This window comes from Parabacteroides sp. PFB2-10, from assembly GCF_029893085.1.
Classification (GTDB): domain Bacteria; phylum Bacteroidota; class Bacteroidia; order Bacteroidales; family Tannerellaceae; genus QVMG01.
Window position 1 is genome coordinate 36,252 of record NZ_JARXWI010000016.1, and the last position, 21,892, is coordinate 58,143.

16 protein-coding genes are annotated in these 21,892 nt (G+C 47.0%); 8 read left to right on the forward strand and 8 right to left on the reverse strand.

Annotation, left to right across the window (positions count from 1 at the left end; translation table 11 throughout):
* Nucleotides 1–23: 23 nt before the first annotated feature.
* The 8 genes from M2137_RS12310 to M2137_RS12345 form a co-directional block, all read right to left on the reverse strand.
* Entirely contained in the window at nt 24–1,091 is a 1,068-nt protein-coding gene (locus M2137_RS12310; RefSeq protein WP_280766746.1) for a DUF4831 family protein, read from the reverse strand.
* 186 nt (nt 1,092–1,277) lie between these two features.
* Nucleotides 1,278–1,694: a hypothetical protein gene (locus tag M2137_RS12315; RefSeq protein WP_280766747.1), complete on the reverse strand. Its 417-nt coding sequence runs from the start codon at nt 1,692–1,694 to the stop codon at nt 1,278–1,280.
* 91 nt (nt 1,695–1,785) lie between these two features.
* On the reverse strand, nt 1,786–3,297 hold the full coding sequence (locus M2137_RS12320) for an NAD(P)H-hydrate dehydratase (protein ID WP_280766748.1): 1,512 nt from the start codon (nt 3,295–3,297) through the stop codon (nt 1,786–1,788).
* A 107-nt stretch (nt 3,298–3,404) separates the two neighbouring features.
* Nucleotides 3,405–4,421, reverse strand: coding sequence for a S41 family peptidase (locus tag M2137_RS12325; RefSeq protein WP_280766749.1), 1,017 nt, complete (start codon nt 4,419–4,421; stop codon nt 3,405–3,407).
* Nucleotides 4,422–4,425: 4 nt separating this feature from the next.
* The gene (locus M2137_RS12330) at nt 4,426–5,283 is read right to left on the reverse strand and encodes a DUF3316 domain-containing protein (protein ID WP_280766750.1); all 858 of its coding nucleotides are present in this window, start codon (nt 5,281–5,283) and stop codon (nt 4,426–4,428) included.
* 5 nt (nt 5,284–5,288) lie between these two features.
* Nucleotides 5,289–8,012 (reverse strand): DNA gyrase/topoisomerase IV subunit A, encoded by a 2,724-nt coding sequence (locus M2137_RS12335; protein ID WP_280766751.1) that lies wholly within the window; start codon nt 8,010–8,012, stop codon nt 5,289–5,291.
* A gap of 164 nt (nt 8,013–8,176) precedes the next feature.
* The gene (locus M2137_RS12340; RefSeq protein WP_280766752.1) at nt 8,177–9,094 is read right to left on the reverse strand and encodes a helix-turn-helix domain-containing protein; all 918 of its coding nucleotides are present in this window, start codon (nt 9,092–9,094) and stop codon (nt 8,177–8,179) included.
* 13 nt (nt 9,095–9,107) lie between these two features.
* A complete protein-coding gene (locus tag M2137_RS12345; RefSeq protein WP_280766753.1) occupies nt 9,108–9,707 on the reverse strand; it encodes a TetR/AcrR family transcriptional regulator in 600 nt (199 codons plus the stop codon).
* 689 nt (nt 9,708–10,396) lie between these two features.
* Here M2137_RS12345 and pckA point away from each other — a divergent pair.
* From pckA to M2137_RS12385, 8 genes are all read left to right on the forward strand, one after another.
* Nucleotides 10,397–12,004 (forward strand): phosphoenolpyruvate carboxykinase (ATP), encoded by a 1,608-nt coding sequence (pckA, locus tag M2137_RS12350; RefSeq protein WP_280766754.1) that lies wholly within the window; start codon nt 10,397–10,399, stop codon nt 12,002–12,004.
* Between the two features lie 138 nt (nt 12,005–12,142).
* Complete coding sequence (locus M2137_RS12355; protein WP_280766755.1) at nt 12,143–12,853, forward strand: DUF5020 family protein; 711 nt, start codon at nt 12,143–12,145, stop codon at nt 12,851–12,853.
* 14 nt (nt 12,854–12,867) lie between these two features.
* Entirely contained in the window at nt 12,868–14,190 is a 1,323-nt protein-coding gene (locus M2137_RS12360; RefSeq protein ID WP_280766756.1) for an NCS2 family permease, read from the forward strand.
* Nucleotides 14,191–14,284: 94 nt separating this feature from the next.
* Nucleotides 14,285–15,406 carry a TlpA disulfide reductase family protein gene (locus M2137_RS12365; RefSeq protein WP_280766757.1) on the forward strand — a complete coding sequence of 374 codons (1,122 nt, stop codon included), beginning with the start codon at nt 14,285–14,287 and terminating at the stop codon, nt 15,404–15,406.
* 78 nt (nt 15,407–15,484) lie between these two features.
* Nucleotides 15,485–17,023: a YifB family Mg chelatase-like AAA ATPase gene (locus M2137_RS12370; RefSeq protein WP_280766758.1), complete on the forward strand. Its 1,539-nt coding sequence runs from the start codon at nt 15,485–15,487 to the stop codon at nt 17,021–17,023.
* Nucleotides 17,024–17,420: 397 nt separating this feature from the next.
* The gene (locus tag M2137_RS12375; protein WP_280766759.1) at nt 17,421–18,722 is read left to right on the forward strand and encodes a phenylacetate--CoA ligase; all 1,302 of its coding nucleotides are present in this window, start codon (nt 17,421–17,423) and stop codon (nt 18,720–18,722) included.
* 95 nt (nt 18,723–18,817) lie between these two features.
* On the forward strand, nt 18,818–19,243 hold the full coding sequence (locus M2137_RS12380; protein WP_280766760.1) for an amino acid-binding protein: 426 nt from the start codon (nt 18,818–18,820) through the stop codon (nt 19,241–19,243).
* Between the two features lie 255 nt (nt 19,244–19,498).
* Nucleotides 19,499–21,880 (forward strand): TonB-dependent receptor, encoded by a 2,382-nt coding sequence (locus M2137_RS12385; protein ID WP_280766761.1) that lies wholly within the window; start codon nt 19,499–19,501, stop codon nt 21,878–21,880.
* The last annotated feature ends 12 nt before the right edge of the window (nt 21,881–21,892 follow it).

A 21,892-nucleotide genomic window follows, 5' to 3' on the forward strand; every position in this document is an offset into this window, starting at 1 on the left:
TTAAGTATTAAATTAGTATTTAGTTATTGAATGATTTGCTTAATAGCGCCTGTTTCCGGATAGAACAACACCTTCACCGGTGCTTTTTTATCCTCAAACATGACAGAAGCCAGGCTTTCTATGCTGCCAAACTGAGTGACCTGTACTTCGGCTTTTAATAGGGTTTTCTGGTTGGTTAAAATCTCTACACTGGCTTTGCCCGGCAGGTTGTAGATGACCCCTTTTCCGTTTTTGAGTTTCTTTTCCGCCTCCTTCGGATCCATCTGTGGGATACGCTCGGTGGCCTTCAGGTTCATATAGACCGGAGCGCCGCCCAGGTCGTCGGCATCGACAATGCCCAGCTTCTCAGAGAAACGGAAAAGCACCTCTTTGTTCAGATTGTCGTAGGGCACGACGGTTACTTCATACAGTTCGGTGGAACGGGTGATCACGCCGGTAAACAAGTTCGACAAGGCTTTCTCGCGCTCTTCCAACTGATCGATCACAATCTGCATCGCCGTTCCGTCGGGAGGCAGGTTGTCGGCTTCACCGGTCAGGATATTCAAACGGCTTTCGCGGATGCGGTAGATGTCTTTGGCGGCGATCTCTGCCTGACGCGCAGTCGATCCGGCCATCAGTAGCTCTTCGGAGAAGACCGAGGCATTCACCACCCCGACAGGCTCCGCTTTTTTCTTACGTAGTATCTCCAGCTCCGATTCTTCCGCCACATAGTCGGCGTTGATGGCACACAATAGTCCCTCTTCCGTCAGGTAGGCATAGGGGGCTACCGTACCTGCCTTGAACTCCAACAGGTAATTCTTTTCCGGATCAGGCACACCCACATTCGAGAGGTTGACCTTCCCCAATTCATAATAGACCCTGTCTTCCGTGATGACATCTTTTACCCCCAGGTATTTTTCCGCATACTGATAGTAGGGACCCGCTTTACAGGTCGTTTTAATCACCTCGGCAGTTATGACCAGATTGGTTTGAGGCAAAGAATAGGTGATGCCGTAATTGTTGGCTTTTACAGCATTTTTCTTAACAAGCTTGGTTTGCGACATAACAGAAAGGGGTAACAACAAGCTTATTATGATCAGTATATTTTTCATATGTATTCCTCTTTTGGGCTATGACTAATGCACAAAACTAAATATTATTTTGTTAGCAACCAACCACAAAAGCACAAATTACAGGGCAAAAGCTTTTAAGCGATGTAAAACAAATCACATAATAAGAGCCGAAAATGGACTGTTGATAGCTATCGACGGTCAGATTATCAATGGACGTCGATTTAATCAATAGTCTATATCCGCGACGATGTCCAACACTTTGGTATTTAGCATATATGTATACAACGTATAAACAGGGGTGGCCACTGAGGAGGTGAATACATATTCCCGTCCGACTTCAGGAATGATCAAAGGAAAGGCTTCCAATTCGGCATAAACAATCTCTCCGGGATCGATATAGATTGTTGCCGAATGAGTCACTTCCATTTTTACTACCAGCATATGGAAACGGTTTTCTTTTACTCCATGGACAGGTGTCATTTTCCCTACATCCAATACCTTTCCTCCCCATTGGTGTTCATGATCGGAGGCTGTTTTGCCCCATGTTGACTTTGTGGAAGGAAATTCATTCTGCCCGGAACATGAACATCCGCCCATGACCAATAGAAATACTGTTGCGTATAACAAAATAAATTTTTCCATTTTCTTCCTGTTTTATAGACGAGATAACCTATTCTATCATTCTTATTTATAGAACAGTAATGGAAGAACTATTGTTTCAAGGCAAGTTATTTCACTTCAATTGCTTGAAGGCTTTTCCCAGCATTTCGGTGATGTCTCCGGCAATCATGCTTTCTTCGGAAAGGAGAGTAGCTGCGAGATCGCCTGCTACGCCATGTAAATAAACACCTAAGAGAGATGCTTCTTTCGGAGTGTAGCCTTGGGACAATAGGGACAATAGGATACCTGTTAATACATCTCCGCTTCCGGCTGTTGCCATGCCCGGGTTGCCGCTCGGGTTGAAAAAGATCTCTCCTTCGGGCGTACAAATGGCGGTGTAGGCTCCTTTGAGTACGATATAGATCTGCCGGTTACGGGCAAAAGCGGATGCTTTGTGCAGGCGTTCGTATCCTCCCAGGTTCTCTCCGGTCAACCGATCGAATTCTTTCGGATGGGGAGTCAGGATGCTGTTGGCAGGAATCTTATGGAAGAGATCGTGGTTGGCTGATAAGAGATTGAGCGCATCGGCATCGATCACCATCGGTTTGCCTGCTCTGTCCATGGTGCGTTCGAAGGCTGCTGCTGTTTCAATGCTGTGTCCGATGCCCGGGCCAATGCCGATGGCGGCATAATTGTTCAGGTCGGGCACGTTGGTGAAGCGTTCCTGGTGCGTGTCGAAGCTAAGCATCGCCTCAGGCAGAGCCGTTTGGAATATCTGCTCGCCTCGTTGAGGAACATGTACCGTAAGCAAACCGGCACCTCCTCGTAGGCAGGCACGGGCGGCCAACAAGGCGGCTCCCATCTTACCCCGGCTACCGGCAATCAACAGCGCATGTCCGAAGGTGCCTTTATGGGCAAAGCGATCGCGTGGCTTGAGCAGTTTCGAAATCTCCTCTTCCGTAACCATTTGATAAGGTGTTTGCATCTGCTCGATGGCCGTTGGATGCAGGCCGATATCCAATACCTTCCAGCTGCCTGTATAGGTTCCATTCTCCGGTAGAAAGAATGCCAATTTGGGGAAACCAAACGTAAAGGTATGATTGGCTCGGATAATCGTCTCCGGGTTATTTGTCCGGTTGTCTTCGCCAAACAATCCGGAAGGAATATCGATCGAGACAACCGTTGCTTCGGATTGATTGATATACTTCACCACCGCAGCAAACCCACCGGTTAGCGGGCGATTGAGTCCCGAACCGAATAATCCGTCGATCACGATATCGCGCCGTGTCAACAGCGGCGGGACAAATTCCCCGGTGATCTCGTTGAATTCAGCGTCACTATTATGGATCACTTCATGGCGGTTGTAGTCGCATTCCGCCGACAGATGTTTGTTGGGATTGAACAGATAGACCTCCACCTGATAAGATTCATTGGATAATAAACGGGCAACAGCCAGCGCATCGGCTCCGTTATTCCCCTGACCGGCAAAGACAATCACCCGCGACTGGCGGGAGAAAGAGCGACGAAATTCATTGACGAAAGCGGTGGAGGCACGTTCTACCAGGTCGATCGATGCGATCGGTTCCTGTTCGATTGTATATTGATCTAATTCTTTTACCTGCTGTGTGGTAAATATCTTTATCATGACTGTTGTTTTTTGATGCGATTGGTTTCTGTTTACAAACGTACAAAAAAATGAAGAACGAAAAAACCAAACCTCTTGTTTTCACTAAGAAAGGAAGGATTTCATCCCTATTCCCCGGACGACAACAAGTGAAGGATGGCCGTTTCTATCAGTGTATCCCTGCCTTGCTGGCTGTCTTTTAAAGTCATCTGTACAAGCCGGTCGGGGTCTATCCCAAATTCGGTATGCTCTTTGTTCTCGTCGAGCATCGGGCAGGCAGAGAAGCGTATACTCCAGCCATTGGGCAGTTCCGAATGAAAAGGAAACCCACTGCCTCCGCCGGTACGATCGCCCATAATGGTCACTTGCGGCATTTGGCTCATTTTCTGTACAAAGTTATTGGCTGCGCTATAGCAGCGTCGGTTGGTCAATACCACCACCGGGCTTGTCCAGTGGATACGCTCTGAAGGATTCAGATAAACAGGGTAAGGCTCGGAGAACTGGGCATGTCCTTTTCCGGTCTTGTGTTGTATGTATCCGACGAGGGTCTTTTCGCTCAGAAAGCGGGAAGCTATGCGGTCGGAGTTCGAGAGAGTGCCGCCTCCGTTTTCACGGATGTCGATGATCAGTCCATGGCAGTCTTTGAAATAGTGGAAGATATAATCCAGTTGGCTATCACCAATGCCGGTAGCAAAGCTGCCGTAATAGATATATCCGATCGTTCCCTCGTTCAACGTGCGGTATTTAATGCCTCCTACCTGCATGTATTCGTTGGATTTCCCGAGGTAGTTGTTGAGAATATCGCTCGAGAAGTTAGCCGGATAATCTTCATACCATGCCCAGTAGCGGGAGGTATTGAAAGAGGAGATCAGGTTGGTATGCCCATCCTGTAGCTCCGACAGCATCTCGCCCAACACATCAAACAGCTCGTACTGATCCATCGATTCATGAACTTGTGGACTGTAACGGTCGTACACCTCTTGCCAATCGATCTGTTTGTATTCGAAGAAGCAATAATATTCATCCATTATTTTCCACAAGGCCTCGAAATTCTCCCGGGGAGAGTAGAGATCGGTCTCTTCCGTTTCGCAGGCTGTCAGTAACAGACCCATCAGGAGCAGTATGTAATATCCCGCTTTGCGCATGGACTTAGTAGTAGGCGCTCCTGTAGCGCTCTTTTTCTTTCAGGCGTTTGCCCCCGAAAGAGATAAATTCTTTCACCACCCCGATCATAAAAGAATGGGAACGGATATGCGTTTGTATATCATTCACATCCGTGTAGTAGTAGCTATACAGGTAGCCCGCCCGGACGGTGAATATCTTGGCTGAGAAGTCGACCGTCAGGTAGTTCTTGATGGCGAACTTATTATGAAAGGAGTTGAAACGGACGATGCCGTCGTAATTCTTCAGGTTGAATATCTCGTAATAGGACTGTCCGAAATGGGGAGAGAACATCACCCCGCCCACCGGCATCTCCAGTTGATAACGCAAGGTCAATGGATAATTGTGCAAGCGCAGGTGGTAGATAGCCAACAGCGAGAGGTTCAGGTCGATATCCACCTTGGCAGAAGCCGGGTTGTTGCCATTGCGCGTATTGTAAATAAACCCGGCCATGCCCCGGGCAGCGGCGCCTGTCAGGATTTTCAGGTCGGGCAAGGGGTGCAGGTGGTAGTGATAGCCCAGGCTGTAATCGATGAAGCCGGCGAAATCGGTCGCTGACTCAGCCGGATTATCTGTCTTGGCTACGTCGATATTGAGGATCTGTTGGCGGGAAAAGCGGTAATCGACCCAACGAACCATCTTCATCCGTTCGTTCAGGATACGCAATCCCCAGCCCGAGTAATCGACCTCCTTGCCGGGAGTCAGGTAGGTGTCCTTAAGCGTATAGCCTCCAGCCCCTATCAGGGTCGCCTCGTTGACCGACCACGGCTCATCTTCCCCATCCGATTGTGCTTGCGAAGGCAAAACCAAACAAAAAAGGAAAGCTATGAGGAGGAGGCGGTTCATGGTGTCTAATCGTCGAATAGTTTCATCTGTCCGGTGATCTCGTCGATGATATCGGTATCGCTTTTACGCACCTCTTCGGGTTCCTCTTCCTCGTCGGTTTCTACCGTTTGCGACTCTTCCGTCGGCGCCGTCGGATCGGGGAAGCGGGTGGGTTCTAATTCGTTGATCGTCTTTACCTCGAAGGTGGTGAGGCGTTTCCCTTTCGCCTTGAAGCCTTTCACGCCGATAAACTCTTCAGCATCGATAATCAGCGGCTCGCGGAAGTCATCATTGCCACCGAAGATCACCTCAATGCGCGGATAGACCTCGTCGGTCAATAGGAACAGACGACTTTCCGGATTCTCACCGATGAAATTCTGTTTGCGTGGCGTCGCCTCCAGTTGGAAACGCTTGAGGTAACGGAAGCCCTGGTCGGCATCGTAGAGGGCACAGGTCCACACCTTATGCGCATCATATTTCTCGATGACCAGGATATTGTCTTCGTAGTGATTGCTTACATCGAAGTTGGAGATATAGAAATCGCCGTTGCGCAAGATCACCAAGATACGGTCGTCGCTCTGGAACTCGCCCAGGTGATCGCCGCGCCCGTCGTAGTTGAGGCGCAACACATCCCAGTCGAACCATACCTCGCGGCCGCCCAGCGTAGATCCTCCTTTCTGTTTGAGGGAGATCTTATGTATTTCGAACTTCGTCAGGATATTTCCCATCGAAGCGCGCCCTTTGATCAGTATCTCACTGAAGTCTTTTTCATACTGTAGTGTTTTCAGGCGTGGTTTGGGTTTAAGGATATATTTCACCGTCTCTGCCTCCCCGTTCGGATTGGCGCTGAAATAGAGGATGCGTGACCCCTTGGTTCCCTGGGTGATGTCATATTCCTTGTCACGGCTTACGCCCGTCACGAAGAAACGCTTGATATAGTTGAATCCCTCTTTGCCGTCGCGGTAGATCACATTGTAGATCGTGCGTTTGTCGTTTTTCTTGAATACATCGACAAAGAGTACGTCTTTCCCGACAAACATCTTGTCGCTCACCTTGACAATTTTATACACACCACTGCGGTAGAAGATGATAATATCGTCGATCGTCGAGCAGTTGCAGATCAATTCATCCTTTTTCAACGACATCCCGATAAAGCCTTCCGCCCGGTTGATATACAGTTTTTCGGTGGCTTCCACCACTTTGGTAGCTTCGATGGTGTCGAAGTTGCGAATCTCCGTATGCCGTGGATAGTTCTTGCCGTACTTCTCTTTCAGCATGGTGAACCAGTCGATGGTGTACTGCACGATATGTTCCAGGTTGAAGTCGATCTTTTTGATCTCTTCCAGGATCTGGGCAATCTGCTCTTCGTTCTTTTTCGCATTGAATTTGAGGATGCGAGCCATCCTGATCTCCATCAGATGCAGGATATCGTCGCGGGTGACCTCCCGAATCAGTTTGGGCTTGAACGGTTCCAGGCGCGAATCGATATGACGGATCGCTTCGTCCATATCCTTGGCATTCTCGAATTCCTTGTCTTTATAGATCCTTTCTTCAATGAAGATCTGCTCCAGCGAGGCGAGAAACAATGATTCTTCCAATTCGGCCTTCTGGATCTCCAACTCGGAGCGCAACAGCCCCAATGTATGGTCGGCCGAGTTGCGCAACACATCGCTGACGGTCAGGAAGTAGGGTTTATTGTCGCGGATCACGCAACAGTTGGGTGATATGCTGGTTTCGCAGTCGGTGAACGCATACAATGCGTCGATTGTTTTGTCGGAGGAGACGCCGGGCGCCAGATGCACCAGGATCTCTACGTTCTGCGCCGTGTTGTCGTCGACTTTGCGGATCTTGATCTTATTCTTTTCATTGGCTTTCAGGATCGATTCGATCAGGGTCGAGGTAGTCTTACCGAAAGGAATCTCCGTAATGACCAATGTTTTGTTGTCGAGCTTGCTGATTTTAGCACGTACCTTGACCGAGCCGCCCCGTTCGCCGTCGTTGTATTTGGATACGTCGATCTGCCCTCCGGTCAGGAAGTCCGGATAGAGGGTAAACTCCTCCTCTTTGAGGTAAGCGACGCAGGCGTCGAGTAGTTCGTTGAAGTTATGCGGCAGTATTTTCGAGGAGAGCCCTACGGCAATCCCCTCTACACCTTGTGCCAGCAGCAACGGGAATTTCACCGGAAGGGTGATCGGTTCTTTGTTACGCCCGTCATACGAGCTTTGCCAGGCGGTGGTTTTGGGGTTGAATACGGTTTCCAAGGCGAACTTAGTCAAGCGCGCTTCGATATAACGCGGAGCAGCCGCCCCGTCGCCCGTCAGGATGTTTCCCCAGTTTCCCTGGCAGTCGACCAATAGGTCTTTTTGTCCCAGCTGCACCAGGGCGTCACCGATCGACGCGTCGCCATGGGGATGAAACTGCATGGTATGCCCTACGATGTTGGCCACTTTGTTGTAGCGCCCGTCGTCTAAGCGTTTCATCGAATGCAGGATACGCCGCTGCACGGGCTTCAACCCGTCGTTGATATGCGGCACGGCACGCTCCAGGATTACATACGAGGCGTAATCCAGAAACCAATTCTGATACATCCCCGACAGGAGATGCGCCGTCCGGCTCGGCTTATCGGGCAATTTATAATCGGAATGTCCCTGTTCGTCTGTCGTTTCGGATCCTTGCGGATCCTGGTTCTCATCTACAGGATTTTCATTTTCATTTAGTTCTTCCCTATCGTCCATATCCTCTTCTCTCATATTGATCGTCTTCTTTCTGCTCTTTGTAATTAACTATGGTATCACGAAATTGGCTGTAAATATACAGAATTGTCGTGAAAAAACCTACAGGCGAAGGGAGAACAAATGGATAAGGAATGATTTGTTTAAAGATCATATAGGATTCCCCAAGTAGTTAGAAGCAGTCAGACAACCCGCGCCTGTGTTCTTCTGTATTCGATCGGGGAGATGCCGTGGTGTTTTTTGAAAAACTTTCCAAAGGTCGACTGGTCGGAGAAGTTGAGTTCGTCGGCTATCTGTTGTACGGTTGCTCCCGTTGTCTTCAATAGCTTCCGAGCCTCCAAGATCAGGTTCTCGTCGATCCAACGGTTGACGGTCTTGCCCGTAAGCTCCTTGATGATCAGGGTGAGGTATTGCGAAGTGATGAATAAGCGGTTGGCATAGAAGGCTACCTCATGCTGCTCTTTGTAGTTCTCCATCAGCAGGTTCAGGAATTTATTGAATATTTCCTCTTTGCGCGTCGACGGATGCAGGAATGAATTCTTAGATCTGTTGTCTAAACTGTGGAAGAGATCCAACAAGAGGGAGAAGAAACTGACTGACACCTGCTCTTTATAGTAGGAGTGGTTGGGCGACTCAATTTTCTTTTTCAGATTGATAAAGTCCATTTCTAACAGGGTGATATCTTCGGTGGTCAGGCTGATCTGCAAGGCGCGCTTGATCAACAACTGATAGAAGAAAGAGAGGATCTGCTTGTTGCTGATACATTCATCTAAGTAATTTTTCTCCGCGATAATCATCTGCGCCTTGAAATCGGGGCTGACCGATAAAAACCGGAAAGAATTTCCCGAGAGCATCAGAAGGAAATCTTTGCTGTCGAGCGAATAATGGATGCCTTCCATCCGGATCGAGCATTCGCCCGTCAATACCCATAACATCATCCGTTTGTCGGAGTCGAACGGAAAACGGTAAGTCGCCTCTTCCGTTTGCCCGTTTATGCTGGAGGCATCTAAGGAGGCCAGGCCTAACACATTATCGTAGAGGGTAAACAGGCCATTGAACCTGTCAAGGTCACGAATCTCTTCCATATTGTTCCATTCCATAACCGTAGCGTTTTTAATGTTTGTCAGTTGTTCTGATAAATATATCTTTCAAGTATTCACGGAAACTGTAGAGCATCTCATCTGGAAATTGCTCCGGACAAAATACATATTGCAGCGAAAAACCTTTCATGACAGCCCCCAGATGGATCATGACAAGCGAGGCGTTCTCCGGGAATTTGCGGGAGAAATAATCGGTATACATACCTATTATATTCTCTGTCTGCGGCACATGAAATCCCTGTAGCGATTGCATCACCTCCGGCTGCATAGAGAGTTGATGATATAATTTCAACTCCTCTCTCCGGGTGCGGAAAAACTCGAAGACAAAATCGATAAAATGTAACAGTTCATCGTCTTCCAGCATCCCGTCGTGATTCGGATCGAGCATATCGAGCATCTCTTCCATTAGCTGCATCAGAATGGTGCGAAGCAATGTCTCTTTGCTTTCGAAGTAGTTATACATTAATCCCTTGGATATACCGGCTTTCTCCGCGATCAATTTGATCGACGTGGCTGCGTATCCCTGATTGGCAAATAGTTCCAGAGCGGTATCTAAGATTATTTTCTTCTTTTCTTCGCGTATCTTTTCGAATTGTTCCGGGGTGCGTGGCATCGTTTGTTTTTTAATGTATTCAGGTTGTCGACAGTCTCGCTATTTGTTTTTGACTGAACGACCGGTCAAATATAAAAACTATATTTTATACTACCAACAACTCGAATAAGATTTATTTATTTTTATCTAATTTATTTGAATGGGAGAGGAGCGGATAGAAGAAATGTTAAAATAGCGATTGTAAGCAAAACGGCCGTTTTACTTACAAATCCATACGTTAAAAAGTGTTTCTCCCGGGAGTTTGTCTCCGAACTCCCGCTTTTTTGCGCGCAAAGTCGCGCGGAAATTACAAATCGTAAAATGGGGGTTTCGCCGAAAATGGGCAAATTAACATTTGTTAATCTTTTCGGTATATTAAACAAAGCAACGTTCACTTCCCGAAGGGGAGATCATATCATTTTATGAAAAGGGCAACGTATAGAAAGTGAGGGTATAGAAGAGTAAAATGGCGCTAATTGCCAACTCCAGTGAGCAATTTGTACACTCAAAATGTTAATAGCATGGAAAAGTGGCAGGAATACTGAAAAATTTCCTTAATGCGGGTTTTCCAATCGAAATTTATATTACTTTTGTATCCGGTTTACAAGGCATTTTTTAAGCGTAAGCTCAAAACAGGGAGCCTCCCTGTTATTTTTTGCGTAGAAGTGAGATAAAAGTAATATAAACCAAACAATTAAATTATTAACAAAATGGCTAATTTAGATTTAAGCAAGTACGGAATTACCGGTGTAACTGACATCGTTTACAATCCGTCTTATGATCAGTTGTTCGAAGAAGAAACGAAACCAGGTTTGGAAGGTTTTGAAAAAGGTCAGACGACCGAATTGGGTGCTGTGAACGTGATGACAGGTGTTTACACCGGACGTTCTCCTAAGGACAAATTCTTCGTAATGGACGAAACAAGCAAGGATACCGTATGGTGGACTTCTGATGAATATAAAAACGACAACAAACCGGTAGATGCTAAATGTTGGGCTGCCGTAAAAGACCTGGCTACCAAACAGCTTTCTGGCAAACGTTTGTTCGTGGTTGACGCATTCTGCGGTGCCAACGAAAACAGCCGCTTGAAACTGCGCTTCATCATGGAAGTAGCATGGCAGGCACATTTCGTGAAAAACATGTTCATCCGTCCGACAGAAGCTGAACTGGCTAACTTCGGTGAACCTGATTTCGTGATCATGAACGCTTCAAAAGCAAAAGTTGAAAACTATGCAGAACTGGGCTTGAACTCTGAAACGGCTGTAGTATTCAACCTGACTGAGAAGATCCAGGTAATCCTGAACACATGGTACGGTGGTGAAATGAAAAAAGGTATGTTCTCTTATATGAACTATCTGTTGCCGCTGCAAGGTATGGCTTCTATGCACTGCTCTGCCAACACAGATATGGAAGGCAAGAACACAGCTGTATTCTTCGGTCTGTCCGGAACAGGTAAGACTACCTTGTCAACCGACCCAAAACGTCTGTTGATCGGTGACGACGAACACGGATGGGATGACGAAGGCGTATTCAACTTCGAAGGTGGTTGCTATGCAAAAGTTATCAACCTGGATATCGAAAGCGAACCAGACATCTTCAACGCAATCCGCAAAGATGCTTTGTTGGAAAACGTAACGGTTGACGCGAACGGCAAAATCGACTTCAACGACAAATCGGTAACAGAAAACACCCGTGTTTCTTATCCGATCGATCATATCACCAACATCGTAAAACCGGTGTCTAAGGCAGGTCCTGCTGAAAAAGTAATCTTCCTGTCGGCTGACGCATTTGGCGTATTGCCTCCGGTATCTATCCTGAGCCCGGAACAGACTCAGTACTACTTCCTTTCTGGATTTACTGCAAAACTGGCAGGTACAGAACGTGGTATCACTGAACCGACTCCTACTTTCTCTGCTTGTTTCGGTGCTGCTTTCTTGTCATTGCACCCAACAAAATATGGTGAAGAACTGGTGAAGAAAATGCAGAAATCAGGTGCTAAGGCTTACTTGGTGAACACAGGTTGGAACGGAACCGGCAAACGTATCTCTATCAAAGATACACGCGGTATCATCGACGCTATCCTGGACGGTTCTATCGACAAAGCTCCGACCAAGACTATTCCTTACTTTGATTTCGTTGTTCCGACTGCATTGCCGGGTGTTGATCCTAACATCCTGGATCCGCGCGACACCTACGCAGATGCTGCACAGTGGACAACCAAAGCGGAAGACCTGGCTGGACGTTTCATCAAGAACTTCACGAAGTTCACCGGAAACGACCTGGGTAAATCACTGGTTAACGCCGGTCCGAAATTGTAATCATTTACAATATTATATGACTAAAAAAGAGGTGCCTCCTTCGAGGTGCCTCTTTTTTTGATTATTTTTGCGGCTTATTCCTTAAAGACCTCAAGGACTTTAAAGAAAACAACACTCTATCTATTAAAAAATAACAACATGAAAAAATTCTTTATTATCTGTTCGCTGTTTCTCATCTCTTTTGTGATGTATTCCCAAAACCTGCAATTGCATTTCGATCCGCGGCATGGTATTCATGGCGACAAGATCTCCGACACCAATTTTTTTACGGCTACCTTCGAGATGTTTAAACCTGACAAATGGGGCTCTACTTTCCTCTTTGTCGACCTCGATTTCAACCAGAGCCGGGGGAATATCGGAACCGCCTATATGGAGATAGCCCGGGATTTCAGCTTAGGCAAATGTCCAATCATGGCACATATCGAATTCAACGGCGGGGTGGGCAATGCCAATAGCTTCGGATTCAGCATTGAGAATGCTTATCTGGTGGGGGTGTCGTATGCCACAAACCTGAAAGGGGCAAACCTCAGCACCTATCTTGCTTACAAATACAACGCCTTTGAAAAGGTAAGCAACGACATTCAATGGACAGCTACCTGGGGTATCAACTTCCTGAACGACAAACTCACCTTTGCCGGATTCCTCGATATCTGGACGCAAAACAAAAACAAAACACACGCGCCGGGCGAAAGCGGCAAAGAGATCGTATTGTTGACCGAACCGCAATTGTGGTATAACCTGACAGAGCATCTTGCCTTGGGTACAGAAATCGAAATCAGCAACAATTTCCTACTGCGGAAAGACAAAGCCTACATCAATCCAACGATCGGGGCTAAGTGGAACTTCTAAAACAACACAATATAATGAAACACCTATTTGAGAAAACGTTCCGTTTGACAGAGAATAAAACAACCGTTCGCCGGGAGGTTATGGCGGGGCTGACCACCTTCCTGACCATGTCGTATATCCTGATTGTAAACCCGAGTATCCTCTCGACCACCGGGATGGATCGGGAGGCCTTGTTTACGGCAACGGTTCTTTCGACAGTGTTGGCTACGCTAGTGATGGCCTTTTATGCCAAACTGCCGATAGCTTTGGCGCCGAGTATGGGCTTGAATGCCTTTTTCGCTTTTACGATCTGCGGGGTGATGGGCTATTCATGGCGATTTGGCTTGACTGCCGTACTGTTGGAAGGGATTCTGTTTATTATTATCTCTTTTTTCAAGATACGAGAGATCATCGTTAAGAGCATTCCGAAAGTATTGAAAGATGCCATACCGGTCGGGATCGGATTGTTTATCACCCTGATCGGGATGAAGAACGCCGGTATTGTTGTGTTACATCCGGATACGCTTGTTACTCTGGGTGATTTCTCGCAGCATAGCGTCTGGATTGCCATGGTGGGGTTGATTGTTGCGGGCATTTTATTGTCGAGAAATGTGAATGGTGCTATCCTGATCGGGATTGTGGTGGCTACCCTTTTCGGGTTGCTACTGGGAGATGTGACATTCCCCGATTCAAGTATCATCAGTGCTCCCCCATCCATTGCTCCGGTTTTTGCTCAGTTTGAATGGGAACATGCCTTTTCATTGGATATGCTGATCGTGGTATTTACCCTCTTGTTTGTGAATCTGTTCGATACGGCGGGTACCCTTCTCGGTGTAGTTTCCAAGGCGGGACTGGCAGATGAGAATGGCGATTTCCCCCAAATGAAGAAAGCGTTGCTTTCAGACGCGATCGGGTCGACCATCGGAGGTATATTGGGAACCAGCACGGTGACCTCGTATGTGGAAAGCGCTTCGGGCGTGGCAGCAGGAGGGCGAACCGGATTGACGTCGGTGAGTACAGCTTTGTTTTTTGCTCTGGCTCTGTTTCTGGCACCTCTGTTTCTGATGGTTCCGGCGGCGGCTACCTCTCCGGCGCTTATTGTTGTCGGTTTGTTTATGATCTCGTCGGTAGCTAAAATCAATTTCCATGAGATAAGCGACGGTCTTCCGGCCTTTCTGACGATCATCTTTATGCCATTCACCTATAGCATTGCCAATGGGATTGTATTCGGGATGTTGAGTTATGCGCTGATCAAACTTTGCTCAGGCAAATCGAAAGAGGTCTCGACAACGGTATATGTGCTGGCCGTCTTGTTCTTATTGAAATTAGTCTTGGATGCATTACACATAACGGGATGAGCTTTTTTAGATTTTTAATAGAAAATTAAAGGATTTTTAAATTATATTATTATCTTTACCACATCTTTTGGTTATGATGGGAAATTGTATAATAATGAAAAGCAAAATAGCCGTATTCATAGGGATCATACTGTGCTTGTCGTCATGTGGCAAGGACTATGTTTACCGGATTGATGGGAAACTAACCAATCTGGAGAATCAGATTGTGTATGCTGTTTTTGAAAATGAAGATTACCGACAAGTCGATACGATAGAGTGTACGAAATCAGGACAATTTAAGATTCTTCAGCAAACGGAAGGATTCAATAGCGTTACGATCTATTTCGAAAATCGTAGCCGTTGGATCACTGCCTACTTGAAGTCGGGAGATAAGATTTCTATATCGGGAGATGCACGATATCCGCTTTTGTTACAGGTGAAAGGCGGACGCATCAATGATCAGCTTACGGATGTCCGGAAACGATTATCCCCGCTATTGAAAGAATACACAGACCTTACGAATCAGCTGAATAACGGAAGTAATAACTCGTCGGAGGAGACCGATATGGTAGCTCGTCTTTCGAATATTAATATCCAGCTTCAGGAAGAGGTTATCAATCATATCAAAGAATTCCCGGACGAAGAGGCTTCGGTGGTGTTGATCGAGATGTTTTTTGCCGAACCCGACGATACGCGGCGCATGGATGAGTTGTTGGCGCTGCTCGATCCTCAATTAAAAGAGTTCTACCTGGCACGCGATCTGGAGCAGTTCAGTATTCGTGCGAAGCGTACGGAATTGGGAGCTGAAGCGCCTGATTTCCTTTTAAAGAATATCTATGGCGATCAGGTTAGCCTGAATTATTTCCCTGATAAGTATTTATTGCTTGCCTTTACGGCTCCCTGGTGTGATATGTGCCAGACCGAAGATCTGTTTTTAGATCAGGTAGTCACCAAATATCCGCAGGATAAGGTGGATGTTTTATTGGTTAGCCTGGATTCGAACCCAGAAGAGGTACGTACTTTCCTGAAAGAGGACAGCATCTCCTGGAACCTGGTGACCGATTCTGCCGGACAGGCGACGATGATGATTGATTTGTATAATGTAAGTGCTATACCTCGCTGTTTTCTGATCGACGAGGAGGGGAAAATCCTATTGAAGACAGATAACGGAATCGAGATTAAGCAAACACTGGAAAAGCTGCTCGAAGAAGAGGAGGAAGAAGAAAATGAAGAATGAGGAATAAAGAATTGGAGCGAAGCGATCTTCGATTCATAATTCATAATTCATAATTACATATTTAACCATTGCCTTACCATGTTAGTCAAAACCTATGCCGCGGCGGTTCAAGGCATTTCCGCTATTTCTGTTTCGATAGAGGTAAACACCTCCAAAGGGATTCAATTCTTCTTGGTTGGCTTGGCTGATGCCGCTGTGCGGGAGAGCCACGAACGTATCATTTCCGCCTTGCAGGTGTGTGGATACAAGATTCCCCGTAACCGTATCGTAATCAATATGGCTCCCGCGGACATCCGCAAGGAGGGATCGGCATACGATCTGCCGCTTTCGATTGGTATATTGGCCGCCACGGAGCAGGTCGATGCTGCGCGGTTGGATCAATATGTCTTGATGGGTGAATTATCACTCGACGGCAGTTTGAAACCGGTCAGAGGGGTGTTACCCATTGCCTTGCAGGCAAAAGCGGATGGCTTTAAGGGTTTTATTCTTCCATTGCAAAACGCCAAAGAGGCGGCTATCGTACAAGGATTGGAGGTGTATGGGGTAGAGAATCTATTGGATGTGATTCTTTTCTTCGATGGAAAGAAGCCATTAACCCCCATGACTGTTGACACACAAAAGGAATTTTACGGCAAACAGCAGGCCTTCGAGATGGATTTCTCGGAGGTGAAAGGGCAGGAAAATGTCAAACGAGCCCTTGAAGTAGCTGCCAGTGGCGGACATAACCTGATTATGGTTGGTCCACCGGGCAGCGGCAAATCAATGATGGCGAAGCGTTTGCCGTCTATTCTCCCGCCTTTTACCCTGGAAGAGTCATTGGAAACAACGAAAATACATTCGGTAGCCGGCAAGATAAACGGTAACAGTTCCCTGATGCCACAACGACCTTTCCGGTCGCCACATCATACTATATCGGATGTTGCCATGGTTGGCGGTGGCGCTTATCCGCAGCCCGGCGAGATCAGTCTGGCGCATAATGGGGTGCTTTTTCTGGATGAACTCCCTGAGTTCAATCGATCTGTGCTTGAGGTTATGCGGCAGCCGTTGGAAGATCGTATGATCAATGTGTCGCGGGCGCGGTTTACGGTGGATTATCCCGCCGGCTTTATGCTGGTTGCCTCTATGAATCCCTGCCCCTGCGGGTATTACAATCACCCGGAACGCCCCTGTTTTTGCAGCTCCGGGGCGGTGCAGAAGTACATGAACCGCATCTCCGGTCCCCTACTCGACCGAATCGATATACAGATAGAAATTGTGCCTGTCCCCTTCGATAAGATATCCGAACGCCAGCCATCGGAAAATAGCCAGGCCATCCGCGAAAGAGTGATCCGCGCCCGCCATATCCAAGAACAGCGGTTTGCAGATCATCCCGGTATCTACTGCAATGCCCAAATGACGACAAAGCTATTGCATCAATATGCCGTGCCGGATGCCAAAGGATTGGAACGTCTGAAAAACGCCATGGAGCGCCTAAGCCTTTCTGCCCGTGCTTACGACCGGATACTGAAGGTCTCCCGCACTATTGCCGACCTCGAAGGAGAGCATGATATCCAGGCGAGCCACTTGGCTGAAGCCATCAACTACCGCAACTTAGACCGTGAAAGCTGGGGGATGTAAACAGAAACATAATGAATGCGTGTGTGTAAAATCGGAATGAGGTAGGTACAAAAAATTAAAGGCTGTCTCACGACAACCCCTAATCAAACTTTGTTAACCTTAAATCTAATACTATTATGAAAAAACCACGATACAAAAATAGAGGGTTTGTATGTGTATGCCTAATAATTTCCACTAAAGAATGTTATTCGATTTATAATAAAATTTAAAAGCACCTGTATTTTCTATTGTTGTCAAAAATAATCAAACCCATTATCGGGTGAAAGCATCGCGAGAAAAATACAATGCTTTACGTAAAACGTATGAATTTGAAAAAAAAGTTGTTTCTTTGCGCTAATTAAAAACAATTTGAAAGAAAACAGACGGATTTACTAACTAAAAGAAACGTATACTGGTCATGATGTGGAATGAGATGATTGAGGGCATGAGTAGGGAGGAGATGCGCAAACTTCAAAGCTATCGTCTGAAAAATCTGGTAGAACATGCTTATCACAATTCACCTTTTTATCGGAAAAAAATGCAGGAGATGGATATTACCCCGAGTGATATTCAGTCGATCGATGATATTGTCAAATTGCCTTTTACTGTCAAGCAGGATTTGCGTGATAACTATCCTTTTGGGTTGATGGCTGTGCCTATGTCGGAGATCGTGCGTTTGCATGCTTCGTCGGGCACGACAGGCAAACCGATCGTGGTGGGCTATACCCGCAAAGACCTCTCGATGTGGTCGGAGGTGGTGTCGCGTTGCCTGATTGCCTATGGGGCGACTAAAAACGATATTGCCCAGGTATCCTATGGGTATGGGCTGTTTACCGGTGGCTTGGGTGCTCATTCGGGTATCGAGTCGATCGGGGGGACAGTGATTCCCATGAGTAGCGGGAATACGGAAAAGCAGATCTCCCTGATGCACGACTTTGGTGCCAATATTCTGTGCTGCACGCCTTCGTATGCCCTGTATTTGGCCGAAACGATCCATGCCTCTGATATTCCGCTGGAAGAATTCAAACTGCGCATCGGAGTGTTCGGCGCGGAGCCCTGGACAGAGAATATGCGTAAGGAGTTGGAAGACAAATTGCATATTAAGGCGTATGATATTTATGGCTTGACAGAGATATGTGGACCGGGTGTCGGCGGGGAATGCCAGTGTCAGAACGGCACCCATATCTGGGAGGATCATTTCTTTCCGGAGATTGTCGATCCGGTGACCTTGCAACCGGTAGCGCCGGGTGAACAGGGCGAATTGGTGTTTACCACCCTGACCAAGGAGGGTATGCCGATGATCCGTTACCGCACGCGCGATCTGACATCGCTTCATTATGAGACATGCGACTGCGGACGCACGGCAGTGCGTATGGGTCGTATCCTGGGACGTTCGGACGATATGCTGATTATCCGTGGTGTGAATGTGTTTCCGTCGCAGGTGGAGTCTGTTTTGTTGGAAATGTCCGAGTTCGAACCGCACTATTTTATTGTGGTCGATCGTGTCAATAATACGGATACATTCCAGGTGCAGGTCGAATTACGTCCGGAATTTTATTCGGATGAAATGAATAAAATGTTAACTTTGAGGAAAAAGATCGCCGCGCGTATGCAAAGCGTGATCGGTATTCAACCGGAGATCAAAATCATGGAGCCGCGGAGTATCGAGCGCAGCATGGGTAAGGCAAAACATGTAGAAGACAGGAGAAAACTTTATTAATGGAGAATTGATAATTAATAATTGATAAATTTATTCTTCATTGCTTTACGCCTTCGGCTAAGCGATTTACAATTCATCATTCTTAATTTAAAAATATGATCGCAAAACAATTATCTATCTTTCTGGAAAACAAGAAGGGACGATTTACGGAAGTGGCAAAGATCTTGGGTGAGTCGGGTATTAATATGACCGCTTTTACGGTGGCGGAGAACTCCGATTTCGGGATTTTGCGGCTGATCGTTTCGGATACGGACAAGGCCATTGCGGTATTACGCGAAAGGCTGTATGGCGTGAGTGTGACGGATGTGGTTTGCCTTCGTTGCCCCAATGTGGCGGGATCGCTGGGAAAAGCGATGGATATCATCACGAAAGCCGGGATTTTTGTGGAATATATGTATGCTTTTTCGGAAGGCGAGACAGCTAATGTCATTATCCGTCCCGACAACCTGGAGAAATGTGTCGAAGTATTACAGGCTAATAAGCTGGAGCTTTTAGCCGCCAGCGATTTGTATAAGTTGTAATATTACCCCATAATATAACTGACAGAAAAGCCTGCTCTTGATCAAGGAGCAGGCTTTTTTATTTCATTTCCCCCAATCTTCCTCTTTTTTGCTTCTTGCTCTTTGATAGGCAGATAATGAAAATACCTTTTTATTAGTAGTAAAGAGGGGGAAAATACCTAAAACGGGTGATTTTCTGTCGCTCGGCTAACCTCTACCTTTGCGGTCGATTTAAGGAATCAAACATAACAAACTATTCTATTAAAGACTTATTGGATGAAAAAAGCAATCTATATTCCTATTCTGTTATTCTTCTTTTTCTTTTCGACGGTGTATGCGCAGGAGCGTGTCACTCTTTCCGGTAAGGTGACCTCTACGGAGGAAGAGGTATTGAGCTACGGCACCGTCTTGTTGAAAGGCACCTCTTATGGAGGGACGACCGATATCGACGGAGCCTATTCCTTTCAGGCGCCGGCAGGAGAATATACCCTGGTGGCCTCTTTTCTGGGCTATGAAACGTTTGAGAAACGGGTAAAGCTGGTAGCCGGGAAAAATGAAACATGGGATATTGTGATTGCGCCCAAAGCAGCTGAATTGGGTGAGGTGGTCGTGGTCAGCAGCAACATCAAGCGGGTCAGGGAGTCGGCCTTCAATGTGCTTGCGCTGGATGTGAAAGAATTGCGTAACTCGGCCGCCGAGATCAAAGATGTATTGGCTAAGGCGCCGGGCATAAAGGTACGCGAATCGGGAGGTGTAGGTTCGGATGTGAATTTCTCGTTAGACGGGTTCAGCGGGCGTCACGTACAGTTTTTCCTCGACGGGGTGCCGTTGGATACGCGGAACTCCTCCTTTAATATCAGTAATATCCCGGTTAATTTCGCCGAGCGTATCGAGATCTACAAAGGGGTGGTGCCGGTCGAGTTTGGCGCTGATGCGTTGGGAGGCGTGGTCAATATCGTGACAGGCGGGAACCGCGAGCGCACGCTGGTCGATGCCTCTTATTCGTATGGCTCGTTTAATACCCACAAAACATCGGCTTTGGTGAATCATACCACCAAACAGGGAGTGACCATGGAATTGAATGTCTACCAGAATTATTCCGACAATAACTACTATGTCTATACACCGGTGGAAGATCTGGAAAACGGGCAGATCAATAATAGCAAGGTGGAAAAGGTGAGGCGTTTCCATGACACCTACCACAATGAGGCGGTGATTGCCAAGGTGGGCTTGGTGGGCAAATCGTTTGCCGATCGTTTGTTGCTGGGCATCAATCTCTCGCAAAGCGATAAAGAGATACAAAACGGAGTGCGCCAGGAGATCGTTTTCGGACAACGGCGCCGCAAGGCAAAGTCTTTCATGCCCTCTCTGGAATACCGCAAACGGAATCTTTTCACCAAAGGATTGAATGCCTCTTTGACGGCCAACTACAATTACAGCCAGACATATCTGTTGGATACGGCTACCTATAAATATAACTGGCGCGGCGAGTCGGTTTATAACGGCGGAAAGCTGGGCGAGCAGAGCTATCAGAACACGAAAAACGATAACCGAAACTGGAATGTTACGGCCAACCTGAACTACCGCATCGGGGAAGCGCATAAGATCGTATTGAACCATGTATTGACCGCCTTCGACCGCAAGAACAACAGCCGTTCGGAAACGCAAACACAAAACGGGATTGCTAACCGGTCGCGCAAAAACATCACCGGACTTTCCTATCAATACAACCATTCGAACCTTTGGAACGTTTCGCTTTTGGGAAAATACTACAATCAATACAACTCGGGTCCTCAGAACTCTTCCTCCGATCCGACCCGGTTCGACTATGTGAAATCCAGCCAAAGTACGGATGCTTTTGGCTACGGGGCGGTGGCCTCCTATTTCCTGTTGAAGGATATCCAGTTGAAGCTGTCGTATGAAAAGACGCTTCGTCTGCCGACCAACAGCGAATTGTTTGGCGACGAAGACCTGGAAGTCGGTAAATTGGAGCTGAAGCCGGAACGCAGTGACAATGTAAATTTCAACCTGAATTATGAATATACGATCGCAAAACACAACGTATACCTGGAGGGTGGCCTGATCTATCGCAATACAACCGATTATATCCGACGCGTGACCAACCGCTATTCCGGAGGGCTTTATTATGGCGCTTATGAGAATCATGGCAACGTAGTCACCAAAGGAGCCAGCGCGGAGTTGCGCTATAACTATGCCAATCGGCTGTCGCTCGGCGGGAACCTGACATACCAGGATATCCGGAACAACGAACGCTACATAAACGGCTATGAAGGAAGGGAAAGCTCTACCTACAAACAACGGATGCCGAATACGCCCTATTTCTTCTTCAATGCCGACGCGACCGTCTATTTCCGTGATCTCATAAAGAAAGGAAATCTATTGACTATAAACTATTTCAACACATACGTGCATGAATTCTCCCTCTATTGGGAAAACGAAGGGAGTAGTAGTTCGAAATTGAAAGTCCCGAAACAATTTTCGCATAATGTGAATATTAGCTACAGCATGAAGAACGGGCGGTATAACATCTCGCTCGAATGTCGGAACCTGACCGACGAACGCTTGTATGACAATTTCAGTTTGCAGAAAGCGGGACGGGCTTTTTATGGAAAGATCCGTTACACCTTCAATAAGTAAAACAATTATATA